Origin of the sequence: Paenibacillus sp. BT-177 (assembly GCF_025846815.2) — a bacterium.
GTDB lineage: Bacteria > Bacillota > Bacilli > Paenibacillales > Paenibacillaceae > Paenibacillus > Paenibacillus polymyxa_C.
In genome coordinates, this window is sequence record NZ_JAOYTP010000001.1 from 123,599 (window position 1) to 141,225 (window position 17,627).

Annotated in this window: 18 protein-coding genes; 1 reads left to right on the forward strand and 17 read right to left on the reverse strand. The window is 43.0% G+C overall.

Annotated features, from left to right (window positions below):
* Positions 1-4: 4 nt before the first annotated feature.
* The 16 genes from OIU26_RS00640 to OIU26_RS00715 form a co-directional block, all read right to left on the reverse strand.
* A complete protein-coding gene (locus OIU26_RS00640) occupies positions 5-415 on the reverse strand; it encodes a phage tail fiber protein (RefSeq protein WP_137078672.1) in 411 nt (136 codons plus the stop codon).
* 12 nt (positions 416-427) lie between these two features.
* Positions 428-982 carry a phage tail family protein gene (locus OIU26_RS00645; RefSeq protein ID WP_264215671.1) on the reverse strand — a complete coding sequence of 185 codons (555 nt, stop codon included), beginning with the start codon at positions 980-982 and terminating at the stop codon, positions 428-430.
* Complete coding sequence (locus OIU26_RS00650) at positions 979-6,393, reverse strand: phage tail tape measure protein (RefSeq protein WP_264215672.1); 5,415 nt, start codon at positions 6,391-6,393, stop codon at positions 979-981. Before OIU26_RS00650 ends, OIU26_RS00645 begins: the two co-directional genes overlap by 4 nt.
* A 452-nt stretch (positions 6,394-6,845) precedes the next feature.
* Entirely contained in the window at positions 6,846-7,106 is a 261-nt protein-coding gene (locus OIU26_RS00655) for a hypothetical protein (RefSeq protein ID WP_264215673.1), read from the reverse strand.
* 65 nt (positions 7,107-7,171) lie between these two features.
* Entirely contained in the window at positions 7,172-7,960 is a 789-nt protein-coding gene (locus tag OIU26_RS00660) for a hypothetical protein (protein ID WP_264215674.1), read from the reverse strand.
* Positions 7,961-8,004: 44 nt separating this feature from the next.
* Positions 8,005-8,451, reverse strand: coding sequence for a hypothetical protein (locus tag OIU26_RS00665; protein ID WP_264215675.1), 447 nt, complete (start codon positions 8,449-8,451; stop codon positions 8,005-8,007).
* 10 nt (positions 8,452-8,461) lie between these two features.
* Positions 8,462-8,896 (reverse strand): hypothetical protein, encoded by a 435-nt coding sequence (locus OIU26_RS00670; protein WP_264215676.1) that lies wholly within the window; start codon positions 8,894-8,896, stop codon positions 8,462-8,464.
* Entirely contained in the window at positions 8,893-9,471 is a 579-nt protein-coding gene (locus OIU26_RS00675; RefSeq protein WP_264215677.1) for a hypothetical protein, read from the reverse strand. The genes OIU26_RS00670 and OIU26_RS00675 overlap by 4 nt, the downstream gene beginning before the upstream one ends.
* Positions 9,468-10,043, reverse strand: a complete 576-nt coding sequence (locus OIU26_RS00680; protein ID WP_264215678.1) for a hypothetical protein — start codon at positions 10,041-10,043, stop codon at positions 9,468-9,470. The genes OIU26_RS00675 and OIU26_RS00680 overlap by 4 nt, the downstream gene beginning before the upstream one ends.
* Positions 10,043-10,477 carry a hypothetical protein gene (locus OIU26_RS00685; RefSeq protein ID WP_264215679.1) on the reverse strand — a complete coding sequence of 145 codons (435 nt, stop codon included), beginning with the start codon at positions 10,475-10,477 and terminating at the stop codon, positions 10,043-10,045. The genes OIU26_RS00680 and OIU26_RS00685 overlap by 1 nt, the downstream gene beginning before the upstream one ends.
* Positions 10,467-10,856, reverse strand: a complete 390-nt coding sequence (locus tag OIU26_RS00690) for a hypothetical protein (protein WP_264215680.1) — start codon at positions 10,854-10,856, stop codon at positions 10,467-10,469. The genes OIU26_RS00685 and OIU26_RS00690 overlap by 11 nt, the downstream gene beginning before the upstream one ends.
* 17 nt (positions 10,857-10,873) lie before the next feature.
* Positions 10,874-11,887 (reverse strand): major capsid protein, encoded by a 1,014-nt coding sequence (locus OIU26_RS00695; RefSeq protein ID WP_264215681.1) that lies wholly within the window; start codon positions 11,885-11,887, stop codon positions 10,874-10,876.
* Between the two features lie 15 nt (positions 11,888-11,902).
* Positions 11,903-12,283, reverse strand: coding sequence for a head decoration protein (locus OIU26_RS00700; RefSeq protein WP_264215682.1), 381 nt, complete (start codon positions 12,281-12,283; stop codon positions 11,903-11,905).
* 2 nt (positions 12,284-12,285) lie between these two features.
* Positions 12,286-13,566 carry a hypothetical protein gene (locus OIU26_RS00705; protein WP_264215683.1) on the reverse strand — a complete coding sequence of 427 codons (1,281 nt, stop codon included), beginning with the start codon at positions 13,564-13,566 and terminating at the stop codon, positions 12,286-12,288.
* A 5-nt stretch (positions 13,567-13,571) separates the two neighbouring features.
* On the reverse strand, positions 13,572-15,032 hold the full coding sequence (locus OIU26_RS00710; protein ID WP_264215684.1) for a hypothetical protein: 1,461 nt from the start codon (positions 15,030-15,032) through the stop codon (positions 13,572-13,574).
* Between the two features lie 344 nt (positions 15,033-15,376).
* Positions 15,377-15,754 carry a hypothetical protein gene (locus OIU26_RS00715; protein ID WP_264215685.1) on the reverse strand — a complete coding sequence of 126 codons (378 nt, stop codon included), beginning with the start codon at positions 15,752-15,754 and terminating at the stop codon, positions 15,377-15,379.
* A 392-nt stretch (positions 15,755-16,146) separates the two neighbouring features.
* Here OIU26_RS00715 and OIU26_RS00720 point away from each other — a divergent pair, with 392 nt between their 5' ends.
* On the forward strand, positions 16,147-16,668 hold the full coding sequence (locus tag OIU26_RS00720) for a hypothetical protein (RefSeq protein ID WP_264216273.1): 522 nt from the start codon (positions 16,147-16,149) through the stop codon (positions 16,666-16,668).
* A gap of 594 nt (positions 16,669-17,262) precedes the next feature.
* Here the strand turns inward: OIU26_RS00720 and OIU26_RS00725 are convergent.
* Positions 17,263-17,412, reverse strand: coding sequence for a hypothetical protein (locus OIU26_RS00725; protein WP_264215686.1), 150 nt, complete (start codon positions 17,410-17,412; stop codon positions 17,263-17,265).
* Between the last annotated feature and the right edge of the window lie 215 nt (positions 17,413-17,627).

Below are 17,627 nucleotides of genomic sequence, written 5' to 3' on the forward strand. Positions count from 1 at the left end.
ACACCTACCCTTCGTCTACTTTTATTTGCCCGGCCAGAAACCGAAGTGTGTCATTCGTCTGGACCGTGCGCGGTGTTTTGACTGCACCGTGATAGACAAGATTGCCCCCGGTTGCTGCTGTCCGAATGCCTATGTGTGTTATCAATCCCCAATCTGCTCCAGCGATAGGAAAAGAGACATCCCCCACGCTGGAAGTAACGGCCCTACGATCCGCTATAACTGGTTCTGAGAACGTCACAGCACGGCGCGTATAGCCTCCGCCGCTTACCTCCTGCCCTGTATCCGCATCGGTTGGACTACTGGTGTATAGGGCAATGTAAAGCGTTTGAGGAGAAGCAAAGTTAATCCCCCGCAAGGCCGCATTAATACAGGCTGTTTTCCACCAGTTCGACTTACTTAGTAATATGTCTGCCAATATAAAGACCTCCTATTCTACTTGATACTCGTTCGCAATACGAAAATTCCGTATGTCGTTGTTTCCGATGTTGGTAAGAACTATTACAGGACTCGCCCGTTCATCCCCTGTAGAAATAACTGGCACTGTTTGTGGAGACTGTGTGATAATTATCTCTTTTATGTTCTCCTCCGACTCTGGAAACGGATGCTCACCCATCTTAATCGGGATAGTCAGTTCTCCATCCCAAAGTATTTTTTCGATATCCAATGTTCCGGCATATCGTCCGATATATCGCCTTCCTGGTAAGTCCGAAAACGTGAATACGATATCCCCTTTTTTGGCATTAAAAAGAGCCGCCACTTGGGCGACTCTCCTATGGTAATCAAGGGTTGTATCATCAGCCATTAGGACGCATTCAAGATTGATTGTTCGCGCTCCGTAAGTGCTGCCAAAATCCAATTCCCCATCACGCTCAGCTATTTCCAGAGAATGATCTTTCGTAGGCGGTAGCACGGGTATATTGTGCTTTTTCAACCCCAAACCAATGGATTTAAAAGACTTTCCATCTGCCGTTGCGTCGATCATGAAGACTTACCTCCCCTCGCTTGCAACCTCCGCACTAGGTTATCTCGTTCGCTCCAGAAAACCTTTGCTGCAGATTCATCTTCAATATAAGTATCGCCTGATTTTATTATGAACTGGTTGCTGATTTGCTGCGGATTTGAACCGCCCGAAGCCATTGGCATAGAGAAGTCTGGCATGGAGAAATTAAGTTTCGGCATCTTAAAATTGATAATTTTCCACAAGTTACTCTGTTGTTGACCATTCAAATACATTTCCCCTTCTCGAGCAATGACGGGTACCTCTGCTCCCTTCTGGCCTTGAACGATCCCGCCAGAATGGAATTTTTGAAGTTTCCCTGTATCCTTCTTAATGCCATACTTATTCCGCAGAGCGGCATTTTCCTCGTGCAGCTTGGCCTTCTCAGCAGCGCCTGCCGAATACCATTTATCAATATTAGAATTGTATCTCGCCAAATCGCTGTCCTTTTCGGATATTGAGGAACCTGTATCAAAGGATGCAGACAATGAGGTAGCATTAATTTCAGCCATTTTAGCGTGATAATCAGCAATAAACTGGTCCAACTGACGCAAAATCTCCGAGTTCTTCTCGGTTTCTTTTGAGATTTGGGTATTTTTCAAATCTTCAGCTTTAGATTCAACTCCGTCTGAATACTCATCGTATTTCTCAGCAAGCTGATCATAATGCTGTTTGGCAGCTTCAATCTGGTCATTGTAGTCCTTTTCCCGTTCAGCCTTCTCGTCTTGGAGCTTCTTCTTCTGATCCTCCAGTCCACGCTTAGCAAGCGTCCGGTTATGTTCCCGCTGCATATCTTCGATATCTTTTTCAGTCTGTTTCCGTTCGGCAATACCTTCGGGACCGACAGCAGATTGTAGCAGGGCAAGGCGCGCTTGTTTCTCCGCCATTGCACGTTCATAATCCTCGTCTTCGTTAGCTGTTTGCATTTTGGCGAGCAAGTCATCTATGGCCTTAATTTTAGCGTCCTGAGCCTCGATAAAAGCATCCCGTTCCGCCTCAATGCGCTTTACTTCCTCATCCCGAGTCTTTTCAAGTACTTCCTTTTCCTTTTTGGCAGCTTCGGTAGCAGCCTTCTTCTGATCTTCCAAAAGTTGCTTCTTCAAATCATGGACCTGTACATCAATTTCCATCCGTTGTTCTGATCCTTCTTTATAAAGAGCCTGCATTTTTGTCCATAAATTGAGCTGATCGGAAACAGATACGGCTTCCATACTCTTTTGGTAATTGATTCGTTTTTGGAAGTCGGACAGGAATTCATCTTCCAGAGCTTTACGTTTCTCATAAATCTTCTGCTGCAACTCAAAACTTTGTTCGGCAGTACGATCCTTTGCCTTACTCATACGCATATAAGCATCATATTCCATTTTCAGAATAGAAATTTGGGTTTGCCCTGCCATTTCCATTTTGGAAGTTTCTTTATCAATCCACTTCTCACTGTTTTGATAGCGAAGCTCATTGTATTTGGTGGTTAAATCATAGATTTGTTTGGCAATCTCTCTACGGTTAGCAGGAAGCAGATAATTTATACTTTGCTCCTTCTTGTAGAAATCCAGGCTGGTTTTAACCATCTCAATTTCCTGTTTATTAGCCTGCCGCATTCGCTCGGTTCTTCGCTCAAGATTCTCAACATCTTCCTGAAACCTGGAGTCATTTAGTTTCTGAACATCGCGGCTCCATTGCTTCATTGCATCCTTATCTTCCAATAGGTACTGCTTATGTCGTTGAGCCAGTCGTTTGTACCCAGCTATTTGCTGGTCTATAGACCATTCATTACGTTCTGCGATGTATTTGAAGTTGTCCATATCATCGCTGTAGGAATCCTTGCGAGCATCCGCAGCTTCTTTAGCAGCTTTTTCAGCCGATTTTTCTGCATCACTCTTTCCTTTTCTTCCTTTTTTCTCTTTGCTTGATGAATCGCTAACTCCAAATTTAGGGTCTTTGTATAGCTTCGATAAAGCGTTAATCCGAGTATCAAAGGATTTTGCTTGATTTTCATATTCAGTGTATATTTCATCAAGCTTTTTTTTGTTATCCAGTTTTTTCTTATCAACATCAAGTTGATTCTTAAAAGGAGCGTTTAAGACTGATCTAATGCCTGTCATGCTATTAAGTTCAGTTTGTCTTTTCGCAACCTCCAACGAACTCTGAGCCATTACACCATTGAGAGCAGCTTTTAATTGAGCTAAATTTCTAATAGCTTCTGCTTCAATGCTATAAGCTTTTAAACGTTCATCAGTAGACACTTTTGTGTTGAATGCTGAAGCTTTCTCGGATTTCAAATCGTCGATTGCTTTCTGGATTTTTGCTTTTCGGAGAACTTCCACAGCGTCTTTTTCAAATTTCCATCCATCACTTGTCTTATATATTTCCGCTGCCAGTTGAGGATATTTTAAAATTAGATCTGCCGCGGCAGCAGCATTCATGGATTGCCCCTTTGTAAGATCGTTTAGTATATTATTCATTTCTGAAACAGCAGTACCATTCCCTTGAATTTGCTCTCTTAAATCAGCAAGAGCTTCTTCTTGAGCTTTAACACTTTCGGCTGCTGTACCTGCTTTACCAGCAAATTGATCAGTTTCTACAGCTGCCTGTCCTAATGAAACTCCTACTTCCGTTAAAGCCAGTGTAAGCTTATTGTTTTCTTGCTCTAAAGATTTAATCTTTTCTTCTAGTTTTGCAGCATCTTCCTTGAATTCACCTGTCCCTAAAAAATTGCCGATTGGATTAGCGATAATATTCTTTACTCGCTCTAGTTCTTTAGTAGCTTCTGTAATCTCATTTATCTTCTGTTTTTGTTGGTCGAGTAATTGTGATTGCTGATCTTTTAGTACGTTTTTCCGAGCTTCATTCTGCTTATCTATGAGGTCGTTTAAAGCATTCACTTGTATCTGTACGGCTTCATCTGTATAACCCGCAGATTCAAGCTGTTTTGCCCCTTCTTTTCCTAAAGTGATGACTAAAGCTTTGGACACTTCTTCGAGTTGCTTCTTTACTTGAGTTTCCTTTTCTGCCGATCCAGTACTGAGCTTTAGCGACTGTTCGAGAGAACGGTGTGCACTTGCAAGTTTAGGTAACAGTTCGATTTGTCTTTGATACTGACTAACCATCTGTTGCGATGCTGAGTCCTCATCTTTTAAACTCTGTATTCTATCACGTGCAGCCTTCTCTTCTTTACCACTATTCATCGCAACCAGTGCAATTGCGCCAACAAGTAAACTTAATCCTGCTGTAGCGGCTGCTGTTGTCACAGTAGCTGTGGCTTGAGCAACAGACAATGACTTTGTCGCAACGGTAGCTCCCTCGGTTGCTACCGTTAAAGCTCCTTGTGCTACTGTAGCTCCTTCGGTAGCGGCAACTCTTTGAACTGTCGAAAGAGTTGCTCCTTGCGAGGAAACGATATTAACGTTGTTAGCTACCGTATTAGCGCCAATAGCGGCCGTTTCCGCAGCCTTTGCAGCCGTCAATACTTTTACAGCAGCAATTACATTCATTACTGGTCCGCTCAGAGATTTATAGGCAAGCAGTAGACCACCAATTGCTGCCGTTCCCTCAAATACGCCGGAAGGAACTTTTGTAAGCCCAATAAGTAGTTGGTCAATTGCATCCAATACATCCTTGATTGTTCTTCTCAAGCCATCGTCGCCTGCATTATTAAATATCTCAAGCAAAGAAGCCTTAGTTTGAGCAGCTTTACGCTGAATGGTATCCATCTGGACTTTGAGGTACTCCATTGTAGATCCAGTTGAACCAATAGAGGCTGCTGTACCAAGTAGAATGTCTCCAGCATTTAGAGAAGCGGCTAATTTAGCATATTGATATACACCACGTGAAATATCAGCGTATGATTTCGTAAGGTCATAGTTTTTGTCGATTACTTTGGTGGATAAGTCCAGTAGGATATCTTCTGCTCGTCTCCACTGTTCCTGTCCGTTAACGACTTCCTTTGTTGCAACTCCCAATCGTTCAATCTCTGCAACGGCTTTATCTGTACGGATTGTACCCAGGACGGTCTTCCACATGTTGCCTAGATTTTCTCCAGAGAGCGCTGTATTACGTACACCGGCTGAGATAAGACCATTCATGAAATCGAAGCTTACGCCTGTTTCTGCCGCTATCTTACCTGTCCGTTCGAAAGCAGCCCCCAAATCCTTCGCTGGTGCCATCGTGTCATGGGCAACCTTGGACCAGGAATCCAATACGCGTCCACCCAGCACCATAGCGTCATTACTATTTTTAATCTGCACCCCATATTGGGCAAATGTGGACTCCATGCTTTTGGTCGCTCCTTCAAGAGAAACCAAATCGACAGTTGATAACATAGTCGATTTACGCACCATTTCCTGTACCACACCTGCATCCTTATACATCCGTCCCCATAAACGAGCAGACTCGGTAACGTCCATGATCTCACTTCCCAGGTCGTGGGCCGTGCGAATGAATTTGGTTGTCTGGTCATGTAACTTTTCAGTGTTCATGACCATTTCTTTGGTGCCTTCGTTATATTCTAAAAAGTAATGCTCATTTGTCTGGATGTACCCTGCCATATTGGATTCAATATCGACTAATCCCTCTTTAAGGACCTCCTGTGTTTTATGCAGAGCTGCATATGCTGTATTAAATACAAGGGCATGGGTAGCCATATCACCTACTCGGCTAATCCAGTTAGGAGTTGTATTAAAAGTCTGCTTCATTTGCGCTTCAGTTTGGCTTAAAGAGCGCCGGATCTTCTGTTCTTCCTGAAGGACTTTCTCACGAACTTGTGCCTCTTTTTGCTCCCTGGCACGTAATGCATTCATCCAAAACTTTTCGTAATCTTGTGCGTTCTTACGTGCCTGCTGTGCTTCTTTCTCTGCCAGTTGAGATATCTTCATCCGTATGGACTGTTCTTCCATTAAGACACGTTCACGCGTCCTGTCGTCAGTCCCAGCCCCTGAGGCCTTTGCCGATCTCTGACCTGTCAATGAAGCTTTATTCTGCAAAGCCTCCATACGCTTCAGGTGTTCGCGTTCCTGTTGTTCTATTGCGTCTTCACGCTTTTTTACAATGGCCTGCTGTGCTCTAAGCTTCTCTTCGGTTATCTTATTGGACTGATCCAATTGATTCTTCCGAGCAGTAATTAATTCAGCCTGTGCTGTACGCTGCTTTACAAGCGCTTCGGATTCAGCGAGTATCTTCTTTCTCCTGTCCTCTGCACTTAAAGCAAATTTATCCGCACTACTGGCAAGAGACTTAAAATTCTTTTCACTTGCACCCAACTCAGCATTCAATACTTTGAAGGATTCAGCATTCGCCCTTGCTCCATTGTCGATCACCTTGAAAGCGGGTAGTATCTTGGTTGTATCCAAGCTTATCCGTGCGCCTACTACATCTTTACTTAAATCCGCCACTTTGTTCACCTCTCATAGGAGTTCAGGAAACTTTTCCTGCCCTGAATATAGAAAAAGAGGCATCCTGCGTAATTGCGGATGCCTCTTAAAATAATGATATTTTACTTTGCGAAGAAGCCAAGATCAGATAATGACTTGACCTTCTTCGGCTTTTTATTTTCCACCTTACCACCGTGGAGAATGATTTCGAATTCCCGGTTTCTGTTCTTGGCTTTCATGAGCGCTCTAATCTTTGGTATGGTCATATTAGGCCATTCTGAATCTGAAATACCATTACTCACGCTTAAAGCCCAAAGTTCTAACCAATCCGTTTCATGATCATCCTCGGCGGCGCTAGGCCCCTCCGATTCATCATCATCTGAATCTTGATCTGGAGGAAACGACTCAGAATAGAAATCGGTCTAACAGGTTGTCCAGTTCTGCAATACCGTCCTGGTCAATCTGTTCGTACTCTTTTTCCGTTATTCCTCAACCAGAACAAGGTTAAATGCCTTTTTGTACGTTTCCTCTACTTTAGGCCAGTCAACCGCTTCCCGGTCTTCAGTAGCCTCCCATTTTTTCCGGCCTATCGAAAAGGAAAACTTGTGTGCTACACCGTCCATCTCTTCACGAACCTGACGGATCAATGCAATCGTCCCGATCTTCACGTGTTTTTTGATACCCTCTGCTAACCGAATTTCTGAACCGATATTAAGCGTTTTGTCCAACTGTTTGTCTGTCATTAAATTTTCCTCCTCAATGTATGTAACCCCCTATCGCTCAGGTAGGGGGTTGGGTTAGTAATTGATTAGATACCAAAAATGATTTCTACTGCATATCCATTAGGGTTCTCTGGCGTGATATCCGGCTCCATAATCTCCAGCGACAATGTATTGCTGGTTGGTTTTTTACGCTCTTGAGACACGTCCAACGTACCGCCACCGAGTGCCTTCCAAATGGTAAGCTGGCAAGGAACCTCTTTACCGTCCCGATCATCTACCAACGAGAAGCGATGAACCAGTTTAAATGGTTTAGGACGGCGTTTTCCGCTCAACATACTTCGAGTGGCATTTTCTTTCTTCCATTTGAACGTTACCACGATTTGCTTATCATCATTAGCTGAATCAGATGTGATTTTTCCATCCGCAGTAATGACATATTGTTCTGCTGTAGGAGTAGCCGCAGCACGGGTAAGTTCTGTCAGTTTTCCAGTGCCTTTATCTTTCAAGTACACTTTATCACTGGCAGCAACCAATGTGCCTCCGAATTTGGCAGGAGCCTTTAACGCATAACCATTGGTAGCGTCTAAGAATCCTTGTTCTGTCTCATCAAAGTTCACTGTACCTTTTTCGGACTCAGCACCTTGAGACAGCTCCGCGAGAATGTCCGAATAACGTGGAATTTCAATGCTTGCTTTATCTGCCAGGTCTTGGGCCGTATAGTGGAAAGCATAACCACTGTCACCGCCCATTACCTTCTGCCAATCGAATTGGAGCTGCAAAGTTACTTTTGTGATTTTATCATCTAAAAACTTCAATTTTCCGCCAGTCTCATATACCTGAACTGTGCCGACTCCATCAAATACTAATGGTTCCATGAACTTATTCCTCCCTTTAGTCCAATAAAAAAGAACTGATCAGATTATTTGACCAGTTCCCATAAACGTTTATCATTTTCTGCAATTCGTCCGTACTCTTTGGTGAGTTTGTAGCCCTCTTTTGGATTCCAAACCCCCATAATACCTAACCCTTTAGCAAGCGTGATTTTTTCAGCAATCAGCGTATCCCACTCGGTAGGTTCTGGTTTAGGAGGATTAGGTTGAGTCCAATTCAATTCGGCTTCATAAGTCGTACCAGCAAGAGTAACAACATTAAATTTGTACTTCTTGGTTGCATTTGCTTCGCTAAACCATAGAGTCTCCTGATCATCGGGTACAATTTTAACCCCATCTTTTTCTATGCTGGACACATTTGTCTTAGCCAAGGGAACTCGCTTTTGAGCTGAATCAAGCAACTCATATTCAACGTGGTTAACACCATTGTGATCACCGGATCTCCCGGTTGCTTTCCATACAGCTGCTTCTGCCATTCTGCTCACCTCAATTCATTCTCAAGTAATCAACATCGAAAATTGCTTTGTACCCCTTAGCCCCTTGGATGCCAGTAGCAAAATCTGAGTCATAGGACAGCACACAAAGATAGGACATAAACCCCTGTGCAAACAACCTTTTTTCGTGCAAGGTTTTGAATGCTCTTTCAAATAGAAGCTTTGCTTCATATGCTGTCTTACCGTAAAAGTCGATACAGAACTTGCCTTCGAACACCAGTGGATTAGCGGCATATCGTCCCGGCATGACATATTGGCAGATATGTGGAACTGTATCCTTAGAAACCGTTATCTCAGGCTCCATGCCTTTCGTAAATCGCTTTACGACATCAGCAGAGGATGATGAAGGAGTAAGCTTCAGCATGCTCATAAGTTCCGAATCTTCTTTCAAAGCATTCTGAACAGCATCAATAAGTTGTAGGCTCACTCCCGTACCTCCTTGAAGTATCTGTGATACGGAAACTCAGTAATTACACGGCTAATACCATCCAAGATACGTTTGCGGTTGGACTGGATTGCGATGCGCAGAAAGTAGGTCGGCGGTGTAGCTTTGAATGACGCATCAATATCACCACGCTCTGCCAGTTCCTCCAGGTCAACGCCTGCATACCCGCCGCCTGATTCCTTCATGGTGCCGTCAATTGCCCTGTACTTCCCCCTCGAACGACCAACAATGATACGATCACCTTTAGACCTCAGTCGGTTCCAAGCCTCGCTGTTCATATAGGTCACCAATCCGGGGTTTTGACTGCTGTCTGCCATCTTGGAGCCTTTACCGAATTGTTCAAGCCATGCTTGCCAGTAATCGGCAGTTATATCACCTGAAATCATCTGATTGGCTAAGACGAACATATGCATTTCTAAGTGGTCCCGAACTGCTGGATAGTACCGTATGCCGCTTTTGGCTGTCAGCATGACCAGTTTCGTTAGCCCAGTAATTTCAACAGCGAGCTTATTCTCCAGATCCTTCGCCGCTTTCGCTGAATCATACCCTGCAATCATCGGCGGTCCTCTGAAAGCTGGACATGCAGCAGATTAGGATACTTCTTCCTATCAACTGCATCTACCTGATATGTCTTCTCGCCCATAACGATTCGGTCAGGAATAGCAGTACTTGTCTCCTCTGGCCTTTTTACATCAACAGTCGTTTGCATCTGCAAAACAAATACGGTACTCGGCAGTAAACCCGGTTCCTGCTGCCGAAGTTGCGCTGTAACATACTGTGCAAAGCAAACAACATCAGCAGCGACCGATTTAAATTCCGCATCGCCCACCGGATTATCGTTTGCATCGTATGCTTGCTGGTATCTCTGAACCTCAATTAAGGCATTAGTTTTAATCAAGGAGCAATATTTATCCTTCTCCGTTGTTGGACGCAATGTCTGAACTAAAAATTGAACGTCATTCTGGACTATATCTCCCTGCTTCACAGGTGATTTCGATGAAAATAGACCATTGTACATGTATTCTTTGCCTATGATCGTTGTCGCCTTGGTATCTCGGGACAGAATGACAATGTCTGGTTCGCCGTTTACGGTACATGGTGAGTGCCGATGGGCAAAGTCTTTAAACATCAGTAACGCCGCCCTTCTTTCGTCCGTGTTGGCCCCGCTACACCGAATACCGGAACATTTGTCCCCTGCTGCACTGTTGATATGGACTCGATAAACTCATAGGCTTCATCAACAAGCTGGACAGCGTACTTTTTCCAATCAACAACCTGATTTTCAAAGGAGAAGTCAAAATCCTTTTTAGATTTCTTGATTCTTGCTGTCATGGATGGAGCTAGTATAGCAGCAACCATACAAACGGCTGCTGCATATACATAGGTCCGATCATCGTCAATCAACTCAGCATAATCAGGAACAGCTTTTACGATCCTTGATTCCCCAATAGACAAAACAGAAAGAGCGTCTATGTCAGCATCCGATATTACATCCTCACCAACTCCCAGGCGCCCTCTAATTTCCTCGTGATACGTTTCAGTAGTGAGGATTTTATTTGCCATCCGCTCCACCGCCAGCGGCACCAATAGCCTGTTTCAATTCTTCAACATCCATTTTGGTGTAGCCAGAGATTTTAAGTTCTTTTGCCGTGGCTTTTAATTCTTTCAACTCTCCCTCGGACTGAAGAATATCAATTTGCTCAAGCAATTCCGCTTCTCGCGCTTTGGACTGTTCTAATTCGGTCTGAAGTTGCAACTCCCGTTCTGAATTGGCGCCATCGACAGCCCCATTACCGTCTACAATCTCCGCAAGCAATTGTCCGGTTGCCGCATTACGAATTTCTTTCTTCGCGATATCTACAAGACCATCAGGGGCATCTGTTACGATGTCCCCGGCATTGTATTGTCCAACAGCATCAACCAATACTTTTACAGTTGTCATAAAATTGGTCTCCTCCCTTACGCCACTGTAGCGAAGATATGCCAGTTGACGTATTTCAGACGCGGCAGCACAGTCGCACCGTTAATAACTTGCCATTGATCAGGGTCACCCTGAATCAGCTTGGTGAGAGCAAACTTACCAGTGTGACCTGTGAAAATATCCTCATAGTTATTTGGGCTTGTAACAAGGTCCATAATGGAGCCTGTCATGCCTTGACCGATGATAATTACGGCATTGTCAGGGATAAACGGATAGAACGTCCCGGTATCGTCAATGTAGCCACCATCGTAAACTTCATACTGAAGCCCGCTCAAGTTTTGACTGACAATTTCAGAAAGTGAGCCATCAGTTACAACATCCTTGCCATATGTGTATCTGATCAAATCGCGAATTTTCTCATTTTGCTTCATGTAGCTGTCTACCTTTTTATTGGCCAAAATCTTAACCCCTCTTGCCCCACTTCCCCGGAATAGAAGGAGCCATTCATCCAAGTTTTTCAGCGGATCAGCGGTTGCCGTATTGCTCCAGAGCACATCTGCCGTTGGCTTGTTTTTGGCAGGGACGCCGTAATCAATCGTTCTGGTAGGTTTGTTTGCCGTTGCCGGAACAATAAGGTTACCAGTCAGGGACTGCCAACGCATCCACTCAAAACGTGTCTCAAGCCGAAGATTCAAGTTGACCAGTTGATCTACCATATATTCCTCTGCCCATTGTTGCTGCAAGTTATTACCTGGCTTTCTCAATGTAGCAATCTTTTCACGATCAATGATGGACTTTTCTCTCCATTCTTGGTTCGTGAAGTTCATATGTTTCACCACAGGCGGCGTATGAATTGGCGAAGGATCATTCAGCCCGGTAGCAGGTGTCATCCCCGTGTCGTCATAAGTAATGTCATATTCGATGGTGAGTCCAAGTTCAGGTTTGAAGTCAACGCCATTGGTCAACAGTTGAGCCCCGCGAAAACTGTTAATATCCGTCCGAATGTTCTGAACGACTTCCGTAAGGAAATATGGATCAAGTACGTTTGCCATGTGTGTTTATCCCCCTTATACAAAGTAGCAAAGCTTCAGCGCTGTTTTAGCGGCAGCATCAAGCCCTGTCAGTTTGGATGAATCAAAAATACCAGCAATCCATGCAGAAGCTCCAACATCAGAAAGTGTAGTGTCATGATCGTTGTCAAGGATGCACAAAGCAACCTCAGAACCGTTTGTCGCGGCAGCACTGTATGCCACCGCTTTATCTTTGTCCGCTCCTGCTGCTGTGATCCTGCCGATAACCGTCCCTTTTTTCAGGATTCCTTGTCCTTGTTTCAGCAAAATCCCTCCTGGTAGTTTAGCCTGAAGGTCAGTAGACGCTAGAACCTCCGTAAACTCTTGAGTAATAACCTGTCCTGGACCAGGAGCACCATTATACTGAGATTGCATCATAATTATTTATCCTCCTTCAACAGATTACCTCTACCTGTATTTTTGAGCGCAGCCCGAGCCTCTTCACGAGCTAATGCTTTGAGTTGTTCAGGTGTTTTCTCACCGCCATTATTTTGTGAATTAGCTGGTGGCGCTCCGTTCAGCGCTCCTTCCGGAAGGTTTACATCGTCACCTTGTGTATGACGACCACCGCCGCCCAAGGCAGCTTGTGCTTGTGCTTCATACGTTGCACCGATCTTTTCAATTTCAGATATCGGCAGATGAGACAGTGCAGTTTTCATCGTCTCTACATTAAAGGCTTCACCAAGAGCACGGACACCAGCTCCACATGCTTGTTCAGTGACCTTCACCTTGTACATTGCTCCATCAGCAGCTTGAACACTTAGCGCCGTAAGCTTCGCTGGGATTTCTGCGTCACTTTCAACGCCCAGTACAGCCCGTATTTGTCCAAGCACACCATTAGCCGCTGCCAGAGCAGTTGCTTGGGTTTGCGCTGCTGCCAAAGCAGCTTTTTGTTCTTCATTCATAGTGTCATCTCCTTTGGCCTGTATTTCGACCTCATTGTTTTTGTCTTGCTGTATTACAAATCCATCTAAGCCTGATTTGCCACTAAAAGAATAAAAGACGCGTCCGCCACTTGGTAGTGACTTCGCATCTTCAGATAGAGCTTCACATTTTATAGTTGATTGCAACTCAGATGTATTGCTCATTCCGACTACTCCGGCACCTGGGTAAGCTCCGTCAAAGACGAGAGAGTTTTCCATCAGGTCGCCGTCATTAATGTCCACAGTGCAGAGTTTGGAATCATACTCCCTTCCGCGAATGTGAGGGCAATTGCCGCCAAAATACTCCTGTCCGCAGATGGAACATGTTTGACTGGTTACCGTAAAGCCGATTGATGTATCAAATATAGTTCCGGCATCAATACCTTCAGCTATTTGGTCAATCTTGATATCCCCGACCTCTTGACCCAGTTTCATGTAATGGTCTGCATAAAGTGCCAGTTCATCGCCATCCATCTGTAATCGGCTGTCAAAGGTTCTACCGAGTGGTATTGTCATGATACCCATGTTGGCCCATGAGTGATCCAGCAGCAAGGATACACCTTCTCTTGCTTGGACAGCCATCTTCCTTAGAAAATTAGGGGTCAAACGGTAAAACCGACGAGGTATGATTTGATCCCCCACAAGCTTCGCAGGGAAAACATACGCTTCATCCTCAGTAAGAGGAACACGTGCCAACTGATTGATCTTTGCTAATTGTTCGGGTGTGGGTTTGGCCATATTCTCTATTCACCTCCCTCCGGTGGAGTATTTTCTTCATTTGAATCAGATTCAAGCTTCTGTGCAAGTAAAGGAATAAGTTCGGCTGGAATTTTGGAATTAATACCAAGAGTCCAGCGTATTTCCTCAGCAGCTTCCAGCGGCGTGATGTAGAAATTCTTCTCCGCTGTAATGTAGTTATTGATCTTTGAACGACGATCACGTTCAATCTCATTTTCAGAGCGTAGATCTATGGGAAGATAGTCAACTTCAACTTTTGTTTGAGTTCCCTTTACTCTTGCGGACAACGAAAAAGCCCGCTGCCAGAAACGTTTGGTTACGCTCCGCGCGGACTCTACATTTTTGATATATATTTGAGTGTCGATTGAACTGTATGTTTCTGTTGAGCCTTGATGCCTGGAAAGAATGGTAAGTAGTGTTTTGAGTGAAGTGGCCATTTGGGTATCAATGATATCTATCAGCTTCTTAATATCAATCATCGGCCCCGAATTACCACCCTTGAGATACTCGACCTTTACACTATCCCAATGGACAAGGGCATCGTCTGGATTGAGTGAGTTGAAATGGTTTATCATCTCTTCCATTCGCTCTTTGAGCCATTTCTGTTGACCATCGGGATTACTCTTCAAGTTGTTTGGCATATTCTTCAGCATGATTTCTTCCAACATGGAGATATCAAGCCTTGGATAGCCTTGGTTATGGACAACAGCCTTTAAATCAGACAGGACCTGCAGGTGAAAGAACACTACCTGAAGCACTGGCAACATTGGCGTTCGACCATATGGATCATCTACCATAGGATCAAACTCTTCATAGATGAACGTTGGAGTGTCGATTTTCTTGTAATTACCGAACCACTCTTCATTCGCGCTCCTTCGTGGATTCTTCACGTATTGCCATGGTGTAAGCCGATTCGTATTCGGCTCCCTGCGGAACCAAATTAAAGCCGGATCAATCGGAACGATATCAATTACATCGTTACATCGCTCATTTAGTACCACTTCCCCGGCACATGCACCGCGAACCATAATCATCATCCGTTGGATCGTGTCCAGTTTATTTAACGACCGTCCATGCTGATATCCTGGCGAAGGTAACGGTGTGTTTAGCATAGATTTGAGTTCATCTAGCACCCGTTGTCCGCCCTTATCTGCATTCCCGTTCGGCTTCTTAGCTGTAAATGTTAAATCGGTATCTCCCATACGTAAGTATGTGTATAGAGCATAGGATACGTCTGGATGAACAGATATAAGGAGCTCAAGTAATTCCTCTGCTGTATAACTCTGCAACTTGGTAAGGTCAATATTATGAGCCTGCTGATGTTTTTTGGGTAACCAGTTAAATATGCCCCACGGATTGGAGTTCTTTGGAACTGTCGTCCTGCCCACGCCCATCATCTGCCGTTTTACCGATGCCGGAAGAACAGAGTTCACAAATGAATATATGGCTTTATGATACCATTTCAAGATTTCACCGCCTTTCTTTGTAAACTTTCATGAATACAGAATAACATTTGTTTTATTCGGATTTACTACTGATTTTCTACTAAAAAAAGTACGATCACCGAAACGAACATCGTCTTGAATTTTGATAAAAAAGAAGGTTAGGAAAAGTTTCCTGACCTTCTTGGCGTTCAAATCTCTATATAAAAAATATCATTGGTTTTATTGCGTACATTACGTATATCTTTTTAAGGAGATGTATTGTAAAAAAAACATCTCCTTGTGGATGGAATCCATACCGATAGAATGAACAAAACCAATGTTATATTTTGTTAATCGAAAACAGTAGAATTACTATATTTTGTTTCTTACAAATCAATTTTATTTTCTAACTTAATTAGACGACAGTTTATGTTTGATCCTTCTTTAAAGAAAACCTTCTTGTCTGGCAAAAGTTCTAATTCGTCCTTTCTCAAGATTACAGTCGTGAATTGAATCTTGGGATTAGAATCAATGTATGCAGACCTATTTCCGTAAGTAATGGTAAGTGTACCAAACCCATCATTTCTATTAGGATCTTTTGTTAATGTTATTTTATCATGAAAAGAAAAATGTCTACCTCCAAAGGTGTTAATTTGAATACCAAATTCATAATCAAAAAAACCAATGAGTTTAAGAACCCCATGTTCTCTTTCTTCTTTAATATCAATTTGATCGATTTCAACTTGAGCATAATAGACAGTCATTTTCTAATCTCCTTTAGAGTTTTTTGAGTTGTTCATTTCATATTATTTACATCTCTCAGCTAATTATTCTGGTCTTATTTGCTGTTCCCAAGAAACGAAATCTAAGTGTTTTATGTTGAGTACCCTTCCTAGTGTTAATTTTTATACATTCACAAACAATTATGCTCTTTTTCCTTTAAGACTTGAATTACGAATTAACGTCTTCATTTCGTCTTCAAGATGGAGTCATTAATGTTTTCATCCATCCACCATTTTACCTTGTAGCTCTCGGCACTGCGTTCCCTTGCCATGTTACACAATCACCACCCCCAACATCATGCTAGTATGTCGCTTTAAAAAATAGAGTAAGAAACCGATAATGATTACCTAATAATAAAAGGGAGTTGAGAGACATGAACTGGATTATTTTGTTTCTGTTCATAATGGTTTTGATTTTAGTTATTCTTGAAGTACCACAATTTTTATGGGTAAATAAATTTTTAAAAAGCCCCTTTAGGAGATATAAAAAATCAGTAAAGACTGATGGTCAATTCCATTACCAATTGAATAAAAAGACCAATACCTTTGTTGAGTATTATAAAAATTACGATACAGAATCCTTAGAAAAATTGAGACTGGATATTCTTATTAAGAAACAAAGATTTACGATAAAGAAACAATCATCCAGCTTTATGACTTCTGGAGGTTTATCTGTAATGTCAGTTGGGATAGCGCTCTTTTCACTTTCTGTTAGAGCAGGTAACCAAAAGAATGGGGTAATGGAGTCCGTCCCTTACTTTGGGATGTTGGCAGTGATATTTTGTCTCATTTTTTTTACTTACTATACCTCAGAAACTTTCATTCTCAATCCTCTCGATGCCCATTTATTAATAATTGAAGAAGAACTAGATAAACGAAACAAGTCAAACGATTGATGGTTGTCGGTATCATTGCACTTAGCTTTGCAATTCATCCTACCAATAAAACCGCTACCTGATTTAGGAGCGGTTTTATTTTCATATTCAGCATCGCCCGGCTGAAGGTCAACACGTGGGTTGTATGCTGCTGCGTTGATTTGCTCTATCGGTAGGGCTCTGATTTCCACTGTTAAATCTCCTTTCGAAAAAAATCTCCTCATGATCCCAACTAAATGCTATGAAAGAACGATAGTTACGGCGAAGAACAAGAAAAGGGAGGAAGTTACATGCTTACGATTCTGTTGAGTGTAACAATACCATCTATCTGTAAGGTCCTAATTGCTTACTACATCTATAAAACTGCTGTAGTAAAAGCCAACAACTTGGGATAAAACAAAGAGGGCAGACCATGACGGTTTGCCCTATATTTGTGTTGAGTTGGTTTCCACTATTCGGGTAGCGGGATAACAGGCTGTCAGAGCGTGTGTATGCCTTCTCTCTGCTCCCTGCTGTACTTCTTCCGGCATTTGTCCGTGTAACAGGAAGGAGGCTCAAAACAGCTTGCATATTGTCATATGAGGACAAAAGAAAAAGCACCCCGAAGGATGCCTCTTAATCATGGAAAAACGTAACCCATATGCCTATAAGGGCTAAAATTCCTAAAGCTGAAATTAAATTTTTTCTGTTGAAAGGTCCAAAGAAAACTTTAAACATTAGAACCAAAGCTGTTATCATAGCCAAGAATAATAGTAATTCATTCAAATAGTATACCTCCTTAAAATTTCGCCTAATTCCAAGATTCGACATTCAGGAAAGTTTATCCTTTTTCACACATGCGGTACGGGAACAAAACTGTCTAACACCATCCCACCTGCCCCATACACAACCTTTGCATTTCTTCGGCTGTTTGGTAGTCCTTTCAACGGGAGCAAAATTCCTTTCTTCTGCTTCTTCTTCAAGACTAAAATCCTTTCAAA